This window comes from Nocardioides sp. CER19, assembly GCF_029846275.1.
GTDB lineage: Bacteria > Actinomycetota > Actinomycetes > Propionibacteriales > Nocardioidaceae > Nocardioides.
On the sequence record NZ_JARVWS010000004.1, the window covers coordinates 238162 to 255737 of the forward strand.

A 17576-nucleotide genomic window follows, 5' to 3' on the forward strand; every position below is an offset into this window, starting at 1 on the left:
GATCAGACCGAGGCGGAGCGCTGCGGCACGGGAGCGTGCCAGTGCCGCCACATGGCGAGCGTCCGCCAGACGAAGCACAGGCCGCCGCCGACGATCGCGACCGTCGTCGTACCGAACCCGGCCTCGGGCCCGAACGCCGCCACCGCCGCCCCGGCCGCTGTCGGGATGGCGTAGAGCTCGCCGCGCTGCATCACGACCGGGACGCGGCTCGTCAGCATGTCGCGCACCATGCCACCCCCGATGCCCGTGACCAGGCCCATCAGCGTCGAGGGCAGGGGGCCGAGGCCGTAGTCCAGAGCCTTGAGCGCGCCGGCGACGCCGAACAGGGCCAAGCCGGCCGCGTCGAAGACGTTCATCGTCTTCTCGAGCCTGCCGAGCGTGGGGTGGAACCAGAACGTGAGCAGGCCGGCACCGACGGGCACGAGCAGGTAGCGCCAGTCCTGGAGCGCCGCCGGCGGGGAGGCGCCGATGAGGACGTCCCGGATGAAGCCGCCGCCCAGCCCGGTCGCGAGCGCCAGGACGAGGACGCCGAACACGTCGAGCTCCTTGCGGACGCCGACGAGCGCGCCCGTGACGGCGAACACGAAGATGCCCACCAGATCGGTGACGATCAGGGTCGTCGAGTGCTCCGGCGCCACGTGAGGACGGTAACGGTGGTGGCGGCGGCAGTTGCGCGGCACGCCGCGTGGCGCGCCCAGATCGGCGTGCGTGCTGTCGTAAGGTGGCGGCACCCGACGAGCAAGAGACGAAGAGGATGTCCGCCGAAGAGCTGCCCCACCTGATGACACCGGGCCCGGATCCGGGCCCGGCCCGACCCGATGCGTCGGGTAGTCCTCGGCAGCTCACCCCCGTCACGGTGACCCGGGACGGGTCGAGGCTGCTCCTCGTCGACCAGGACGGCAACGAGTTCGTCATCGCGGTCGACGACAGTCTCCGCACGGCCGTCCCGACACCCCAGGCGGCGGCCGACCAGTCTCGGCGATCGGAGAAGACGTCCATGAGCACACCCACCCTGCGACCCCGCGACATCCAGGCCCGCATCCGCTCCGGCGAGAGCCCCGAGTCGGTCGCCGACGCCGCCGGCACCAGCGTCGAGAAGATCATGCCGTTCGCGGCCCCGGTCATCGCCGAGCGCGAGCACACCGCCGAGCGCGCCCTCAAGGCGTCCGTACGCCGCCGCCCCGGCGAGCCGGCGGGCACCGCCCGCACCCTGGGCGAGGCCGTCGCCGGCCACCTGCGCGCCATCGACGTCGACACCGAGTCGGTCGAGTGGGACTCGTGGCGCCGCAGCGACGGCCGCTGGTCGCTGGTCGCGCTCTACTCGACACCGGCCCGGTCCGGAACCGCCGAGCTCACCTTCGACCCGCCGGGCAACTTCGTCTCGCTCGACAACGACGACGCCCGCTGGCTGGTGGGTGACGTCATCGTCCCCGAGGTCCAGGTGGAGCCGGTCCGCGACGACCTCGCGCAGGCCCGCGAGCGCCGCCTGACGCCCGTGACGGTCCAGGAGCCGGTCGAGGACGCGCTGCCCATGGACGAGCCGCTGGAGGCGTTCCTCCCGGAGGCCCCGGTCGCGCCTGCTGGGCCTGCCGCGCCCGAGCAGGTGGACGAGGCCCCCGCCGCCGAGGCCGAGCGGGAGCCCGAGGCCGCCCCGGCGCCCGAGCCGCCCGCCCGACGTACGCCGGCCAAGAAGCGCGGCCGCGCCTCGGTCCCGTCCTGGGACGAGATCATGTTCGGCGGCGGCACGGCCGACTGACGCCAGCTCTCCGCCCCACTCGCCTGCTGACAGAATGACCCCTCGTGGCTGAACTGCGCTTCTACACCGGTCCGATGGACTCCGGAAAGAGCACCCTGGCCCTGCAGACCAACCACAACCACGCCGCTCGCGGCCGCGCCGGCCGCATCTTCACCGCGCACGACCGAGCCGGCTCGGCGCTGGTCTCTAGCCGACTCGGGCTCACCCACGACGCGGTCGAGGTCGACCCCACGTTCGACTTCTGGCGCTACACCGTCGATGCGCTGACGCACGGCGCGCGGATCGACTACTTCATCTGCGACGAGGCGCAGTTCTACACGGCGGCGCAGATCGAGGACCTCGCGAAGATCGTCGACGAGCTGCAGATCGACATCTTCTGCTTCGGCATCCTCACCGACTTCCGGACCCGCCTCTTCGAGGGATCGGCCCGACTCGTCGAGCTCGCGGACTCCACCCAGGTGCTGCAGGTCGAGGCGTTGTGCTGGTGCGGCAAGCGGGCGACCCACAACGCGCGGGTCGAGGACGGGATCATGGTGACCGAGGGCGAGGTCATCGTCGTCGGCGACACCGACGACCTCCCCGCCGCCCACCGGCCCGGCGTCGTCACCTACGAGGTGCTCTGCCGCCAGCACCACCGTCGCCAGCTCACCGCCGCCCGCGCCAAGGCCGTCTCCCTCTCCGCCGAGCCGCTCCCCTTCGACTGACCTCCGAGACCCGGGTTCCTGCCCGTCGAGTTTGGCCTTCCTGCCCCTCGAGATCGGGCTTGTCGCCCCTCGAGATCGGGCTTTTCGCCCCTCGAGATCCGGATTGTCGCCCCGCGAGACCAGGGCAGGTACGCCGAACTCGACCCGCACGTACGCCGAACTCGACCGGCACGAACGCCGAACTCGACGGGCAGGAACGCCAAACTCGACGGGCAAGAAGGCCAAACTCGACGGGCACGAACCCGGACGTCGGGGTCAGTCGACCAGGAGGGGGATGAGCATCTCGTCGGGGGTCAGGGAGCCGTGCAGGCCGACCAGGGTGGCCTCGTAGGGGAAGTTGGCTGTCGAGATGACGGCGAAGTCGCCGCGCGAGGCGACGATGACGTCGCCCATCCGGGGCAGCACCGAAGGCGAGACCTGGCCGAACCAGCCGCGGCCGATCGCTTCTTCACGGGTGAGCACGGTCGCCTGCTCCGCCAGCACCTGGCGCCAGGTGGCGGCGACGTCGGCGACGGCGCCGCGGTGGCAGTAGAGGTGGCGGAAACGGGCCTCCCCGCCGAGCAGAGCGAGCCCGTCGCGCAGCGCTGCCGACTCCGGGTGCTCGTCGACGTCGAGCCGGGACTCCGCCGGCGAGTCGATCATGCCGTGGTCGGCGAGCACGAGGAGCCGCACCGACCGGGGCAGCGCATCGCGCAGCTGCTCGGCCTCGGCGTCGATCATCGACAGCTGCTGCAGCCACTGCCGTGACGCGAGGCCGTAGCGGTGCCCGGTCCAGTCGAGGTCGCCGTCGTAGAGGTAGGTCAGCGACCTCGGCTCGGCGGAGGCCGCGACGGCGGCGGCGATCCGCTCACCCACGCGGTCGGCGCCGACGTAGTCGGCCCCCCGCTGGGCCGCCTCGGTGAGCCCGGTGCCCTGGAACTCGCGCTTGTTGACCACCGTGACCGACGAGCCGAGCCCGCGCAGCCTCTGGAACGCGGTCGGGTTCGGCTGCCACACGTGCGGGTCGACGTCCTTGCTCCACTGCAGCGCGTTGAGCAGGTGGTCGGTGCCCGGGATCCGGCTCGTGAAGCCGACGATCCCGTGCCCGCCGGGCGTCAGCCCGGTGCCGAGCGAGGTCAGGCTCGTCGCCGTCGTCGACGGCACCCCCGCCGTGCCGGGCTCGCTGACGTCGAGCAGCGAGGAGAGGTACGGCGCCGCGTGCGCGTAGCGCGCCAGCAGCCGGGCCCCGAGCCCGTCGACGAGGAAGACGACGTAGGACGCGGCCTCGGGCAGGACCAGCCCCGACCGGGTCATCCCGTCGGTCCCGACCGCCGCGGCGACCGCCGGCACGACGTCGCCCAGCGACCTGACGCCGTACGCCGGCTCGACGAACCCGGCGGCGCCGGGCTCGGGTCTGCCGCTCACGCGGTGTGCGTCCGTGCGGAGAGCGCCTCGGCGAAGGCCAGCAGGCCGGCGACCGCGTCCGCGCCGTCCGCGGCCGCGGACACGCGCAGGGAGAAGTCGTCGGACGACAGGACGCCGGTGTAGCCGTGGTCGGCGTCGCACTGCGGGTCGGAGCAGCCGGCCGGCTCGAGGTCGACGCGGGAGACGCCGCCCCAGCCGATCGTCATGACGACCTCGGCGGGCGCGGCCGACCCGCTGCTCGGGTTGGCGACCATCCGGGTGATGACCACCGACTTCACCGCGCTGAGCCGGACGGCCTCGGTCGAGGTCGAGGTGTAGGGCTCGGGCAGCAGGTCGTCGCCGGGGTTCTCGTCGGTGTGGGCGAGGATCAGGCGGGTCGGGGTCACCACGATGACCGACAGGTGGCGGCGCACCTCGTCGTGGTCGAACGTCGGCTCGTGGTGCACGAAGAACGAGAGGACCTGCTCCCCCGCCACGGCCGAACGGACGCCGTCGGCGACGACCTCCGGGTAGTAGCCGGTGCGGTCGATCGCCTGCCGCAGCTCGAAGGCGCGGTCGTTGATGCGGGTCGTGCTCATGGGGCTCAGTCTGTCACGCAGGTCAGTTCGGGATGGTGTCACCGGGAAGAGCCGCCATCCGGCGGACGAACCAGCCGGAGCGCGGGTCGACGACCGGCTCCACCCGGCCGCCTGCCGTGAGCACGTGAGCACCGTGCGCGCCGGCGAGGACGAGGTCGAGGGTGAGCGCGCTGATCTGGGGCAGGTCGTTCTGCAGCTGCGCCACCCGCCGGATGAGTCGCTCGACCTCCTCGACGTCGACGACGTCGGCTCCGCGGTAGCCGAACAGCATCGGCGCCGCCTTGACCTCGCGCACCATCGCGGCTGCGTCACGGTGGCTGAGCGGCGGGATGCGATAGCTGCGGTCGCCGAGCAGCTCGCTCATCGGGCCGCCGACGCCGAAGGAGACCACCGGCCCGAAGAGCGGGTCCTCGATGCTGCGGATGGCGACGGGAACGCCGGGGCCGGCGACCTTCTGGACCACGAAGCCGGCGGCGTCGACGTCGCCCACGAACGTGGTCAGCGAGGTCCAGGCCTCGGCCATCTCCTTGTCGTCACCGATGTTGCGCCACACGTGAGCCATGTCGGGCCGCTCGCGCACGTGGTCGGCGGTGGCCTTCAGCACGACGTCCCACTCGAGCCGCCGACCGGCCGCCTGCGCCTCCTCGAGGGTGCTCACCGGCAGGGTCGGCCACAGGACGATCCCATAGCTGGCGAGCAGCTCGACCAGCTCCTCGCGCTCGAGCTCGCCGCCGGCCGGACGCCGCGACAGCACGGTGCTGACCAGCCGCTTGGCCCGGTCCTGGTCGATGTCGTCGGTGTCGGCCGGGGGCCCGTCGGGGGTGCGCAGCCAGACGGCGTACTCGACCACGCGGGCGAGCGCGCGCACCGCGCTCTCCACCGAGGAGTACGACGGCACCGAGCCGCGACCGGCGGTCGACCCGGCGACGTCGGGGACCCGCAGCAGCTCCGGGACGCCCTCGGCGCCGAGGAAGGACGAGACGAGCGGCTTGTCGGACTGCTCCCCGACGGCGGCGAGCACGTTGGCGATGTCCTCGCCGGACACGCTCAGCGGCGGGATGTAGACGGCGACGACCGCGTCGACCTCGGGGTCGTCGATCGCCGCGTCGAGGGCGTCCTCGAAGTCCTCGGCCGTGGGCTCGGCCGGGAGCGGGACCTGGCGGTTGACGACCAGGCCCGAGCCGGCGGCGGCGTCGGCGGCGAGCAGGCCCAGCGCGTCGGAGTTGCCGACGATCGCGACCCGGCGGCCCCGCGGCAGCGGCTGGTGGGCGAGCAGCTGGGCGACGTCGAACATGTCCTCGAGGGTGTCGACCTGGATCACCCCGGCCTGGCGGAACATCGCGTCGACGGCCTGCGGCGGGGCGGCGATCTTGCGCACGGCGTGGCCCATGGGGACGCCCTGCGTCGTCCGGCCCGAGCGGACCGCGACGACCGGCTTGCGCAGCGAGACGCGACGGGCGATGCGGGAGAACTTCCGAGGGTTTCCGAGCGACTCGAGATACATCATCACGACCTCGGTCGAGTCGTCCTCCTCCCAGTACTGGAGCAGGTCGTTGCCGGAGACGTCAGCACGGTTGCCGGCGGAGACGAAGGTGGACAGGCCCAGGCCGCGGTTCTGCACCTTCTCCAGGATCGCGCTGCCCAGCGCGCCGGACTGGCAGAAGAAGCCGGCCCGGCCGCGCGGCGGCATCACCTGCGACAGGGAGGCGTTGATCCGGACCGACGGGTCGGTGTTGATGATGCCGAGCGCGTTGGGGCCGATCAGGCGCAGACCGTAGGAGCGGGACAGCCCGACCAGGCGGCGCTGCCGCTGGCGGCCCTCCTCGCCCGTCTCGGCGAAGCCGCTGGAGATGACGACCAGTCCGTGCACGCCCTTCGCCGCGCAGTCGAGGACGACCTCCTGCACGGCGTCGGCCGGCACGGCGACGATGGCGACGTCGACCTCGCCCTCGATGTCCTGCACGGACTTGTAGGCGGGCATGCCCGAGACGGCCGACGAGTTCGGGTTGACGACGTAGACCCGGCCGGTGAAGTCGGCGTTGACCATGTTGCGCACGAGCACCTGGCCGACGGTCTCCTGGCGCCGGGAGGCCCCGATGATCGCGACCGACTTCGGGTTGAGGAACCGGTGGATCGAGGCGGACTCCGCCTCGTGCTCGCGGTTGAGCATGATCCCGATCGCCGTCTCGGTGGGAGCGATCGGGAACTCGAGGTGGATGACGCCCTCCTCGTAGCCGCTCGCGACGTGGTAGCCGGCGTCGCGGAACACCTGGATCATCCGCACGTTGTCGGGCAGCACCTCGGCGACGAACTTCTCGATGCCGCGCTCGCGGCCGGCCTGGGCGAGGTGCTCCAGCAGGATCTGACCGATGCCGCGGCCCTGGTGGTCGTCGCTGACCAGGAACGCCACCTCGGCCTCGCCCGGCTGCACCACGTCGTAGCGGCCGATGGCGATCATCCGCTCGCGCAGCATGAGGACGAAGGCCACCCGCGACACGTAGTCCACGTGCGTGAAGCGGGTGACGTCGCGCTGCGAGAGGTGCGGCATCGGGGAGAAGAACCGGTAGTACTTCGACGTGTCGGACACGCTGTTGTCGTAGAAGTCGACGAGCAGCTCCTCGTCGGCAGCGGTGACCGGCCTGATGTGCGCCGTACGACCGTCGCGCAGCAGGACGTCGGCCTCCCAGTGGGAGGGGTAGGCGGGGGCGTCTGCCTGGGTCACGGCAGAAATCTATCGGGCGCCCGTTACGCCCCGGAGTCCAACGGGAGTCAGCGGGAGTCAGCGGGAGTCAATGGACGACCGGGTAGCGCAGGTGCAGCACGCGATCGCCCCGGACGACCACGTCCGGGTCCCCGAGCATGACCTGGCCGTCGACCTCGCCGAAGTAGCGCTTGCCGCTGCCGAACACGACCGGAACGACGTCCATCGCGACCTCGTCCACCAGGCCCGCGGCGAGCGCCTGGCCGCCGATGTTGCCGGCCGTGATCGCCACGGTCCGATCGCCTGCCCTCCGCTTCGCCTCGACCACGGCGTCGGGCACGTTGTCGAAGAACGGTACGTCGGCCTCCGGGTGCCACCCGTCGGGCTTGGGCCGGTGCGAGACGACGAGCAGGTGGTTGCCCGCGGGCGGCTTGCCCGACCACCCGTCGGTCTGGTCGAACAGGCGGCGCCCCATGACGGTGGCACCGATGGCGTCCCACATGGGTCGCGTGTAGCCGTAGGAGGCCGCCGAGAGCTTCATGCCGAGGTGGCCCAGCTCGTGGTCCCCGTTGAAGTACCAGTCGAACAGGGGACCGACCTGGTCGTTGTCGTCGGCGATGAACCCGTCGACCGAGACCACCGCGTGCATGACCACCTTGGACATCCCGAGCTCCTTTCTCAACTTCCTGGTTGAGCACGACTCAACACCGCTCAGCACCCGTTGTCAACCGATCGGTTGAGAAAGTCCAGCGGCGTGGCGGGCGACGAACCGTCGGCACCGCCAGGGACAATGACGCCCATGGCACGACGCAACACTCCCGAGCTCCCGGCTGACGACTTCGAGGAGCACATCCTCGACACAGACATCAAGCAGGAGATGGAGTCGTCGTTCCTCGAGTACGCCTACTCCGTCATCTACTCGCGGGCGCTCCCCGACGCGCGTGACGGCCTCAAGCCGGTCCAGCGCCGGATCCTCTACACGATGCACGACATGCGGCTCCTCCCCGACCGCGGCCACGTCAAGAGCGCCCGCGTCGTCGGCGAGGTGATGGGTCGGCTGCACCCGCACGGCGACGGCGCGATCTACGACGCGCTCGTCCGGATGGCGCAGGCCTGGTCGCTGCGCCTGCCGTTCATCGACGGCCACGGCAACTTCGGCTCGCTCGACGACGGCCCGGCCGCGATGCGATACACCGAGTGCCGGATGGCTCCCCCGGCCGTGGCGATGACCGCGAACATCGACGAGAACACCGTCGACTTCCGGCCCAACTACGACTCCCGCGAGCTCGAGCCCGCCGTGCTGCCGGCCGCGATCCCCAACCTGGTCGTCAACGGCACCACCGGCATCGCGGTCGGCATGGCGACCAACATGGCGCCGCACAACCTCGTCGAGGTGGTCGCCGCACTGCGCGAGCTCATCCGGAACCCCGCCATGACCGTCGAGGACCTGATGCGGTTCGTGCCCGGCCCGGACCTGCCGACCGGCGGCACGATCGTCGGCCTCGACGGCATCAAGGACGCCTACACGAACGGCCGCGGCAGCTTCAAGATCCGCGCGACCGCTCGGGTCGAGACGGTCGGGCGCCGCAAGGGCATCGTCGTCACCGAGCTGCCCTACGGCGTCGGCATCGAGAAGGTCGTGGAGCGCATCAAGACGCTCGTGCAGTCCAAGAAGCTCCAGGGCATCTCGGCCGTCACCGACCTCACCGACAAGAACAACGGCACCCGCCTCGTCATCGAGGTCAAGAACGGCTTCGTCCCCGAGGTCCTCCTCGAGCAGCTCTACAAGCAGACGCCGATGGAGGACTCCTTCGGCATCAACAACGTCTGCCTCGTCGACGGGCAGCCGCGGACGCTCGGTCTCAAGGAGCTGCTCGAGGTCTTCCTGCGGCACCGCTACGACGTCGTACGCCGGCGCAGCCAGTTCCGCCGCGACAAGGCCGCGGCCCGGCTGCACCTGGTCGAGGGCCTCCTCATCGCGATCCTCGACATCGACGAGGTCATCCAGCTGATCCGGTCGAGCGACAACGGCGCCGAGGCCAAGCAGCGCCTCATGTCGGTCTTCGACCTCACCGACGCGCAGGCCGAGTACATCCTCGAGATGCAGCTGCGCCGGCTCACCAAGTTCTCCCGGATCGAGCTCGAGAAGGAGCAGGAGGAGCTCCAGCGCACGATCGAGGGGCTCGACGCGATCCTGGCCGACGAGAAGCTGCTGCAGAAGGTCGTCTCCGACGAGCTGGGTGACGTCGCCAAGACCTACGGCACGCCCCGGCGCACGGTGCTGCTCGCCAGCGCCGGTACGGCGGCCATCGAGGCCCAGAAGATGTCGCTCGAGGTCGCCGACGACCCCTGCTTCGCGCTGCTCTCGTCGACGGGCCTGCTGGCTCGCACGTCCGACGCCGAGCCGATCGCCACCGGGGAGGGCCGCGCCAACCACGACGTGGTCACCTCCGTCGTCCGGACGACGGCCCGCGGCGAGATCGGGGTCGTCACCTCTCGCGGCCGGCTGCTGCGGCTCGGCGTGCTCGACCTGCCGTCCCTCCCGCCGACCCACGTCGACCCCAACCTCCAGGGCGGCGTACCGCTCTCCGCGCTGCTCACCCTCGAGCCCGGCGAGCGCGCGCTGGCACTCACGACGCTGACCGCCGACGGCCCGGGCCTCGCCCTCGGCACGCGGCTGGGCATCGTCAAGCGCGTCAACCCGGAGATCCTCAACCGCGACGAGTGGGACGTCATCAACCTCTCCGACGGCGACGAGGTCGTCGGCGCGGTCCAGCTCGCGACCGGCACCGAGACGCTCTGCTTCATCACCTCCGACGCGCAGCTGCTGCACTTCGGCGCCGAGGGCGTGCGCCCGCAGGGCCGCAACGCCGGTGGCATGGCCGGCGTCCGCGTCGCCCAGGGCTCGCGGGTCGCGTTCTTCGGCGCGATCCCCGCCGGCATGGACGCCGTCGTCGTCACGTCCTCCGGCTCCTCGACGGCGCTGCCGGGCACCGAACCGGGCTCGGTGAAGGTCACCCCGTTCGCCGAGTACCCGGGCAAGGGCCGGGCGACCGGCGGCGTCCGTTGCCACCGCTACCTCAAGGGCGAGGACACACTGGTCTTCGCGTGGGCGGGGCCGGCCCCGGCGCGGGCCGCCGCCAACAGCGGCGCGCCCATCGTGCTGCCCGAGGCCAACGGCCGGCGCGACGGCTCCGGGATCCCGGCGCCGCAGCCGATCGACGCCTGCTCCGGCCCGGCCGGGCTGCTGGTCGGCGCGACCCCTGTGGAAGGCTGAGCGCCATGCGTCGTCCCGTCCTCGCCGCGCTGGCCGCTGCCCTCCTGCTGGCCGGCTGCTCCGGCGGCGGTGGATCCGACAAGCCGACCCTCACCCCCGACAAGGTGATGGCGCTCGCGAAGGCCAAGCTCGACGAGACCAGCGGTGTCCACTTCACGCTGGACTCCAAGAACGTGGACGCGAGCACCACCGGGCTGCTCTCCGCGCAGGGCGTCCTCACCCACGCCCCCGCGTTCGACGGGAAGATCGTCGTCCAGGTGGCCGGCCTCAAGCCCGAGGTCCCCGTCATCGCGGTGGACGGCAAGGTCTACGCCCAGCTGCCCCTGACGACCGGCTGGCAGGACATCAACCCGGCCGACTACGGCGCCCCCGACCCGGCCGCGCTGATGTCCCCCGACCACGGGCTGTCCTCGATGCTCACCGCGACCACCGGCCTGAAGAAGGGCAAGACCGTCCGCGGCGGCGCGGGCAACAAGGAGATCCTCACCTCCTACTCCGGCACACTGCCCGCATCCTCGGCCGCGGTGATCGTCCCGACGGTGAAGGGCGACGTCGACGCGACCTACACGGTGACCGACGACCACGAGCTGCGCCAGGCGGTGCTCACCGGCGACTTCTACGGCACCGGCAACACCGAGACCTACACGGTGACGGTCGACCAGTACGGCACCGAGAAGGACATCAAGGCCCCGTGACCGGTGTCGGTGGTTGAGGTGCGAGCACCGCAGGTCGGTGTTTGAGGTGCGAGCGGAGCGAGCCTCGAAACCCGGTCTCCTGGCGCTCGCCGCGGTCGCTGTCGCGTTCGCCGCCGCCGACACCTACGTCGTCGTGCTCGCGCTGCCCGACATCATGCACGGCGTCGGACTGTCGGTGGAGCAGCTGCAGAAGGGCGCCCCGATCGTCTCCGGCTTCCTGCTCGGGTACGTCGCCATGCTGCCGCTCATCGGCCGGATCGCCGACCTGCGCGGCCGGCCACCGGTGCTGGTCGCCGGGCTCGTCCTGTTCGCCTTCGGCTCCCTCGTCACCGCGCTCGCCTACGACCTGCCCATGCTGGTGGCGGGCCGCTTCCTGCAGGGCGTCGGCGGCGGTGCGCTGGTACCGGCCACCCTCGCCCTGGTCGCCGACCTCTACCCCGTCGAGCGGCGCGGCGTACCGCTCGGCGTCGTGTCCGCCGTCCAGGAGCTCGGCTCGGTGCTGGGGCCGCTGCTCGGCGCCGTCGTCCTCGCCGTCGCCGACTGGCGGGTGATCTTCGTGATCAACCTCGTCGTCGGTGTCGTGCTCGCCGTGGCCATCGGCGGTGCTTCCGCGCCGTCCGGGTCTCGATACGCTCGCTGGCACTCGCCGCTCGACCAGGGGGACGCCGCTGGTGTCCGGGGGTCGAGACCGTTCGACTGGCCCGGCACCGCCCTTCTTGTCGTCATGCTCGCGGCGGGCATCGTCCTCTGGGTCCGGCCGGCCTCGCTGGTGAGCGACCTGACCTGGGGCGAGCTCTGGGTCCCGACGGTCGGCTCGTCGGACTGGATGACCCCGCTGGGCCTCACCACCATCGCGGCCGGGATCCTGCTGGTGGTCCGCTGCCTGACCGCGCGGCGGCCGCTGGTCGACCTGCGCGGGTGGTACGCCAGCGCCCGGGAGGCCGACCTGACCGGCGCCGTACTCCTCGCGATCGCGCTCGGGGGTGTCGTCCTCGCCTTCGCGACCGCGGACCCGAAGGTCCAGGTCATGTCCGCCCAGGGCGGGTGGTACCTCCTCGCGGCCGCCCTGGCGACGCTCGTGCTGATCGTGCACCTCCGCCGGGCCGACGCGCCGCTCATCCCCCGTGGCTCGCTCGCGGCCCGGCCTGCCTGGGGCTCGGTCGCCGTCTCGTTCTTCGTCGGTGCCGCGCTCGTCGCGGCGCTCATCGACGTGCCGCTCTTCGCCCGCTCCACCGTCTACACGGACAGCCAGCTGCTGGCGGCGCTCGTCCTGCTCCGGTTCCTCGTCGCGCTCCCGGTGGGCGCCCTCGTCGGCGGCGTGCTCGTACGCCGGCTCCCGGCCGAGACCGTCGCGGCGGCCGGCATGCTGCTCGCCGCGGCCGGCTTCTGGTGGATGTCGTCGTGGGGTCCCGACAGCCTCTCCTCCTGGACGGCGACGCTCCCCCTGGTGCTCGGCGGCTTCGGGTTCGGTCTCGCGCTGCCGCCGGTCAACGCGGCCGTGCTCGCCAGCACCGACCACGTCGTGCACGGCCTGGCCGGCGCGCTCGTCGTGGTCGCCCGGATGGTCGGCATGCTCGTCGGCGTCGCCGGCCTCACCACGCTCGGGCTGCGGCGCTACTACGCCGAGCAGGCGGACCTGCCGCCGGTGAAGGAGGTGTGCGACGGCGCCAGCCGCTGCCAGGCCTTCAGCGACCTGATCCGGTCGGCCGGGGTCGCGCAGGAGCACACCGTCTTCGCAGGAGCGGCGGTCACCGCGCTCGTCGCCGCGGGGCTGGCACTGCTCCTCCTGCGTGGCGCCCGGACCCGAGGCATGGGCGCCGCCGAGGCACTCCAGACGCTCGGCTAGATTGCAGGGCCATGGGTGACTTCGACGACCTCCTGTCCGCGAACGCCGACTACGCCTCGGACTTCGGTCTCAGCGGCTTCGACGGCGTGGCCCATGCGGGCGTCGCGATCGTGACGTGCATGGACAGCCGCATCGACCCGCTGCGCATGGTCGGCCTGAAGCCCGGTGATGCCAAGATCTTCCGCAACCCGGGCGGCCGCGTGACCCCCCAGGCCATGGAGGCGCTGGTCCTCGGTGCCCACCTCCTCAACGTGAACCGCATCCTCGTCATCCCGCACACCCGCTGCGCCATGGCGAGCAACTCGGAGGCGGAGCTGCGCGCCCGCATCACCGAGTCCGCCGGGCAGGACGCGTCGTGGCTGCCCCTCAGCGTGGTCGTCGACCAGGTCCGCGCGCTCGCGGAGGACGTCGCCAAGGTGCGCTCCCACCCGCTCATCCCCGACACGGTCAAGGTCGGCGGGTTCATCTACGACGTCGACAGCGGCCGGCTCGACCAGAAGGTCTGAGATTCCCCCCTTGCGGGTGACCCCGGGCCCGGCCCGCCGACCTACCGTGGGAGGGGTCAGGTTCATCGCCTCTCTACTCGGAGAGAGGCAGGGATCACCCGGGGGGAACCATGGCCGCCATCTACCACTGGCACCACCACGTACCGGAGCGGGAAGGCCATGGCAACGTCCTGGCGACGCTGAGAGCGCTCGTCGGCGGCCTGATGGCGATCCTCATACTCGTGGCGATGCTGTCCGCCTTCCTCGGCGGCACTCTCTACCTGGTCGTGAAGCTGACGACCAGGCTCTTCAGCTGACCACGCCGGGCCGGCCGGCCCCGGTGAGGCACCAGGGCCGGCGGGATCGGACCGCTCAGGCGCTGGTGAACGTCAGGCAGTCCGCCGGGTCGGACCCGGCCCCGATGACGACGCTCTCCGCCTGGCACTCGAGGTGGTCGTTGTGCACGCAGTCGCTGCGGTGGCAGGCCCCGACCTGCCCGCGGGTCACGACGCCGGCCTCGACGCCGGCGGACACATAGGTCCCGCAGCTGGTGCCGCCGGTCACCGTGATCGCGCCCGCGTGGCAGTCGTGGTCGTGGTTGTAGGAGCAGCCCTCGACGCTGCAGGTGCTCACGATCGGAAGTTGCATGGTGGCCATCGTTGGTTCCTCCCGGGCTGGCTTCGGAGTCGGACCTCCTCCTGACGGTCGTCCCTTTTGCGTAACCCGTCCAGCATGGTGAGCCTTGCCTCAGGGACGGTCCAGGGCCATTTCCGATAGCCACCACCGCGGCCGGGCGGGCACAGTTGTCAGGTGACCGACGCTGACAACGGGCCCGCCGTCGCCGCGCGGGCCGTCGACCTGCGCAAGACCTACGGATCGGGCGACTCCGAGGTGCGGGCCCTGGACGGCGTGACCCTCGACCTGTACGCCGGCCAGTTCACCGCCGTCATGGGGCCGTCGGGCTCCGGGAAGTCCACGCTGATGCACTGCCTGGCGGCCCTCGACGCGCCCACCTCCGGGGAGGCGGTCGTCGACGGTGTCACCCTCGGGGCGCTCAAGGACACCCAGCTCACGACCCTGCGTCGGGAGCGGATCGGGTTCGTCTTCCAGGCCTTCAACCTCATCCCGACCCTCACCGCGCGCGAGAACATCCTGCTGCCCCTCTCGCTCGCCGGCCGCAAGCCCGACCAGGCGTGGTTCGACCAGGTCATCGACGCCGTCGGGCTCCGCGACCGGCTGGGGCACCGGCCGAGCGAGCTCTCCGGCGGCCAGCAGCAGCGGGTGGCCTGCGCCCGCGCGCTGGTCAGCCAGCCGCGGATCGTCTTCGCCGACGAGCCCACCGGCAACCTCGACAGCACCTCGTCGAGCGAGATCCTGGCCTTCCTGCGCCGCAGCGTCGACGAGTTCGGGCAGACGGTCGTGATGGTCACCCACGACGCGGTGGCGGCGTCGTACTGCGACCGTGTCGTCTTCCTCGCCGACGGCCGTGTGGTGGACGAGCTCGAGCACCCCGACCGCGACCAGATGCTCGAGCACATGGCCGCGCTGCAGTCGGCGGCCATGAACCTGGTCGACTGACATGCTGCGGCTGACCCTGCGCAACCTCTTCGCCCGCAAGCTGCGGCTGGTCATGAGCGCGCTGGCCATCGTCCTCGGCGTCGCGTTCCTCGCCGGCGTGCTGATCTTCAGCCATGGGTTGAGCCACACGTTCGACAACATCATCAAGGGGTCCACTCCGGACGCCCTGGTCCGCCCGGTCGGCACCGCGTCGTTCGGACAGACCGCGCCGTCCACCCTCACGATTCCGCCGGCGGACGTCGCCCGGCTGGCCGACCTGCCCGAGGTCGCTCGTGCCGACGGCAGCGTCGACGGCGCCGGGCTGTTCCTGCTCGACCGCCACGGCAAGCTCGTCGGCGGGCAGGGTGCCCCGACCCTGGCGTTCAACCACTCCGGCTCCCCCAACATGCTCGGGGAGAACATCCTCGACCTGCGCTCCGGCCGCTGGCCCCAGCGCCCCGACGAGGTGCTCCTCGACCACCGGGCGGCCGAGCGCGGCGGCTACTCCGTCGGCGACACCGTCAAGGTCATCGCCCCCTCGGGTGACCCGGTCCGCACGCTGCACCTCGTGGGCACCGCCGACTTCAACGGGGGCGGTACGGCGGGCGCCATCCTGGTCATCTTCGACACCGCGGGCGCCCAGCAGATGTTCCTGGGCGGCCGCGACGTGTTCACGACCGTCAACCTGACCGCCGCCGACGGCGTCAACCAGGCCCAGCTCGTCGCCGCGGCCAAGAAGGTGCTCCCCACCGGCTTCACCGCCGTCACGGGCGACAAGGTCGTCGACGAGTCGAAGGACGCCGTCGGGCAGTTCCTCGGCGTGATCTCCACGTTCCTGCTCGTGTTCGCGATCATCGCCGTCATCGTCGGCGGCTTCATCATCGTCAACACGTTCTCGATCCTCGTCGCCCAGCGCACCCGCGAGCTCGCGCTCATCCGGGCCCTCGGCGCCTCGCAGCGTCAGGTCACCGGCTCGGTGCTGCTCGAGGCGCTGGTCACCGGCCTGGTCGCGACGACCCTCGGGGTCGCGGTCGGCTGGGGGCTGGCCCGGGCGCTCGCGGCGCTGTTCCGCACGTTCGGGCTCGACATCGCCGGCGGCGCCCTCACGCTGACGCCGCGCACGATCGTGCTCAGCTATGTGGTCGGCGTGCTCGTCACCCTGGTCGCCGCCTACCTCCCGGCACGCCGCGCGGCGAAGGTGCCCCCGGTGGCCGCCATGCGCGACGATCTCGTCCCGAAGGAGCGGTCGCTGCGCCGCCGTACGCTCATCGGGGCCGGTTTCCTCGTCCTCGGTGCGGCCATCGCCGTCGTCGGCCTCTTCGACCCGCCGGGCAACGACGCCGCCTGGATCGGCGTGGGGGCGGTGCTGTGGATCCTCACCGTCGCCGCGATCAGCGCCGCGCTCGGCCGACCGGTGCTCGCGTTCTGCCGGAACGTGTTCCAGCGGCTGTTCGGCACGCCGGGCCGGCTGGCCGGCGAGAACGCGCTGCGCGACCCGCGTCGCACCGGCGCGACCGCCTCCGCCCTCATGATCGGGCTGGCGCTGGTGTCGCTCATCGGCGTCCTCGCCGCCTCCCTCAACAGCTCGCTCGGCGACCTGGTCGACAAGCAGTTCAGCGCCGACTTCGTGGTCCAGAGCGCGGCGTTCACGCCGTTCCCCACGGAGGTCGGCGACCAGCTGCAGAAGGTGCCTGGCGTCGCGGTCGTGTCGCGCCAGCAGATGGCCAACGCCCGGCTCGGCGGGATCGACGGCGACAACACGTTCATCGCCGCCAACGACGAGCAGCTGACACGGATCTACGACCTCGACGTCGACGCCGGACGGACGTCGCTGCGCGGTGACGAGACGTTCGTGACCAAGGACGTCGCCGACAAGCACGGCTGGAAGGTGGGCAGCAGGTTCACCCTCGCCTTCCCCGGCGGCGCGACGATGCGGCCGACGGTGGTCGGCATCATCGAGCCGAACGTCGTCACCGGGCAGATCAACATCCCCCTCGACCGGCTCGAGGCGGCCGGGGTCCAGCGCCAGGACTCCTCGCTCAGCATCAGGCTCGAGCCGGGTGCCGACGCGGCGACCGTCCACCGGGCGCTCGACAAGGTCGTCGCGCCGCTGCCGATCGTGAGTGTGCAGGACAAGCAGGAGTTCGGCGACTCCATCCGAGGCCAGGTCAACCAGCTGCTGTTCATGATCTACGGGCTGCTCGCCCTCGCGATCGTCATCGCGGTGATCGGCATCGTCAACACGCTCGGTCTCAGCGTGCTCGAGCGGACCCGCGAGCTCGGCCTGCTCCGCGCGATCGGACTGACCCGCCGGCAGCTGCGCCGGATGGTCACGCTCGAGTCGATCGCGATCGCCGTGCTGGGCGCGGTGCTGGGGCTGGTCATCGGCGTGCTCTTCGGGGTGCTGCTGCGTCAGGCGCTCGCCGACAACCTGACCAGCCTGGGGCTGCCGCTCGGCCAGCTGGTGGCGTTCCTCGTGGTCGCGGTGGTGGTCGGCGTACTCGCCGCGATCGTGCCGGCCATCCGCGCCGCTCGCCTGGACGTGCTCCGCGCGATCGCCACCGAGTGAGGCC

Annotated in this window: 15 protein-coding genes; 9 read left to right on the forward strand and 6 right to left on the reverse strand. The window is 71.7% G+C overall.

Annotation, left to right across the window (positions count from 1 at the left end; translation table 11 throughout):
* Positions 1–2: 2 nt before the first annotated feature.
* The gene (locus tag QDS12_RS20645) at positions 3–638 is read right to left on the reverse strand and encodes a trimeric intracellular cation channel family protein (protein ID WP_279882675.1); all 636 of its coding nucleotides are present in this window, start codon (positions 636–638) and stop codon (positions 3–5) included.
* Positions 639–754: 116 nt separating this feature from the next.
* Between QDS12_RS20645 and sepH the strand changes: the two genes are divergently transcribed.
* On the forward strand, positions 755–1756 hold the full coding sequence (gene sepH, locus QDS12_RS20650; protein ID WP_279882677.1) for a septation protein SepH: 1002 nt from the start codon (positions 755–757) through the stop codon (positions 1754–1756).
* 44 nt (positions 1757–1800) lie between these two features.
* On the forward strand, positions 1801–2460 hold the full coding sequence (locus QDS12_RS20655) for a thymidine kinase (protein ID WP_279882678.1): 660 nt from the start codon (positions 1801–1803) through the stop codon (positions 2458–2460).
* Between the two features lie 255 nt (positions 2461–2715).
* Here the strand turns inward: QDS12_RS20655 and QDS12_RS20660 are convergent, their stop codons facing one another.
* The 4 genes from QDS12_RS20660 to QDS12_RS20675 form a co-directional block, all read right to left on the reverse strand.
* Positions 2716–3864: an alkaline phosphatase family protein gene (locus tag QDS12_RS20660; RefSeq protein ID WP_279882680.1), complete on the reverse strand. Its 1149-nt coding sequence runs from the start codon at positions 3862–3864 to the stop codon at positions 2716–2718.
* Entirely contained in the window at positions 3861–4442 is a 582-nt protein-coding gene (locus QDS12_RS20665) for a DUF5998 family protein (RefSeq protein WP_279882681.1), read from the reverse strand. The genes QDS12_RS20660 and QDS12_RS20665 overlap by 4 nt, the downstream gene beginning before the upstream one ends.
* 22 nt (positions 4443–4464) lie before the next feature.
* The gene (locus QDS12_RS20670) at positions 4465–7164 is read right to left on the reverse strand and encodes a bifunctional GNAT family N-acetyltransferase/acetate--CoA ligase family protein (RefSeq protein ID WP_279882682.1); all 2700 of its coding nucleotides are present in this window, start codon (positions 7162–7164) and stop codon (positions 4465–4467) included.
* A gap of 67 nt (positions 7165–7231) precedes the next feature.
* Entirely contained in the window at positions 7232–7807 is a 576-nt protein-coding gene (locus QDS12_RS20675) for a dihydrofolate reductase family protein (protein ID WP_279882683.1), read from the reverse strand.
* Positions 7808–7942: 135 nt separating this feature from the next.
* Here QDS12_RS20675 and QDS12_RS20680 point away from each other — a divergent pair, with 135 nt between their 5' ends.
* From QDS12_RS20680 to QDS12_RS20700, 5 genes are all read left to right on the forward strand, one after another.
* Complete coding sequence (locus QDS12_RS20680) at positions 7943–10420, forward strand: DNA topoisomerase IV subunit A (protein WP_279882685.1); 2478 nt, start codon at positions 7943–7945, stop codon at positions 10418–10420.
* Positions 10421–10425: 5 nt separating this feature from the next.
* Positions 10426–11115, forward strand: a complete 690-nt coding sequence (locus tag QDS12_RS20685) for an LppX_LprAFG lipoprotein (protein WP_279882687.1) — start codon at positions 10426–10428, stop codon at positions 11113–11115.
* Positions 11116–11161: 46 nt separating this feature from the next.
* Positions 11162–12961: an MFS transporter gene (locus QDS12_RS20690; RefSeq protein WP_279882689.1), complete on the forward strand. Its 1800-nt coding sequence runs from the start codon at positions 11162–11164 to the stop codon at positions 12959–12961.
* A gap of 11 nt (positions 12962–12972) precedes the next feature.
* A complete protein-coding gene (locus QDS12_RS20695; RefSeq protein WP_279882691.1) occupies positions 12973–13467 on the forward strand; it encodes a carbonic anhydrase in 495 nt (164 codons plus the stop codon).
* A gap of 110 nt (positions 13468–13577) precedes the next feature.
* Positions 13578–13763 (forward strand): hypothetical protein, encoded by a 186-nt coding sequence (locus QDS12_RS20700; RefSeq protein ID WP_279882693.1) that lies wholly within the window; start codon positions 13578–13580, stop codon positions 13761–13763.
* A gap of 55 nt (positions 13764–13818) precedes the next feature.
* On the opposite strand, the gene QDS12_RS20705 is transcribed toward QDS12_RS20700, so the two are convergent.
* Positions 13819–14103: a DUF1540 domain-containing protein gene (locus QDS12_RS20705; protein WP_279882694.1), complete on the reverse strand. Its 285-nt coding sequence runs from the start codon at positions 14101–14103 to the stop codon at positions 13819–13821.
* Between the two features lie 153 nt (positions 14104–14256).
* Between QDS12_RS20705 and QDS12_RS20710 the strand changes: the two genes are divergently transcribed.
* Positions 14257–15024 (forward strand): ABC transporter ATP-binding protein, encoded by a 768-nt coding sequence (locus tag QDS12_RS20710; RefSeq protein WP_279882696.1) that lies wholly within the window; start codon positions 14257–14259, stop codon positions 15022–15024.
* 1 nt (position 15025) lies between these two features.
* Positions 15026–17572 carry an FtsX-like permease family protein gene (locus tag QDS12_RS20715; protein ID WP_279882698.1) on the forward strand — a complete coding sequence of 849 codons (2547 nt, stop codon included), beginning with the start codon at positions 15026–15028 and terminating at the stop codon, positions 17570–17572.
* The last annotated feature ends 4 nt before the right edge of the window (positions 17573–17576 follow it).

Coding starts and splice junctions, on each gene's coding strand:
- sepH (WP_279882677.1), top strand. CDS start 755: ATGTCCGCCGAAGAGCTGCCCCACCTGATGACACCGGGCCCGGATCCG.
- QDS12_RS20665 (WP_279882681.1), bottom strand. CDS start 4,442: ATGAGCACGACCCGCATCAACGACCGCGCCTTCGAGCTGCGGCAGGCG.
- QDS12_RS20675 (WP_279882683.1), bottom strand. CDS start 7,807: ATGTCCAAGGTGGTCATGCACGCGGTGGTCTCGGTCGACGGGTTCATC.
- QDS12_RS20680 (WP_279882685.1), top strand. CDS start 7,943: ATGGCACGACGCAACACTCCCGAGCTCCCGGCTGACGACTTCGAGGAG.
- QDS12_RS20685 (WP_279882687.1), top strand. CDS start 10,426: ATGCGTCGTCCCGTCCTCGCCGCGCTGGCCGCTGCCCTCCTGCTGGCC.
- QDS12_RS20695 (WP_279882691.1), top strand. CDS start 12,973: ATGGGTGACTTCGACGACCTCCTGTCCGCGAACGCCGACTACGCCTCG.
- QDS12_RS20700 (WP_279882693.1), top strand. CDS start 13,578: ATGGCCGCCATCTACCACTGGCACCACCACGTACCGGAGCGGGAAGGC.
- QDS12_RS20705 (WP_279882694.1), bottom strand. CDS start 14,103: ATGGCCACCATGCAACTTCCGATCGTGAGCACCTGCAGCGTCGAGGGC.
- QDS12_RS20715 (WP_279882698.1), top strand. CDS start 15,026: ATGCTGCGGCTGACCCTGCGCAACCTCTTCGCCCGCAAGCTGCGGCTG.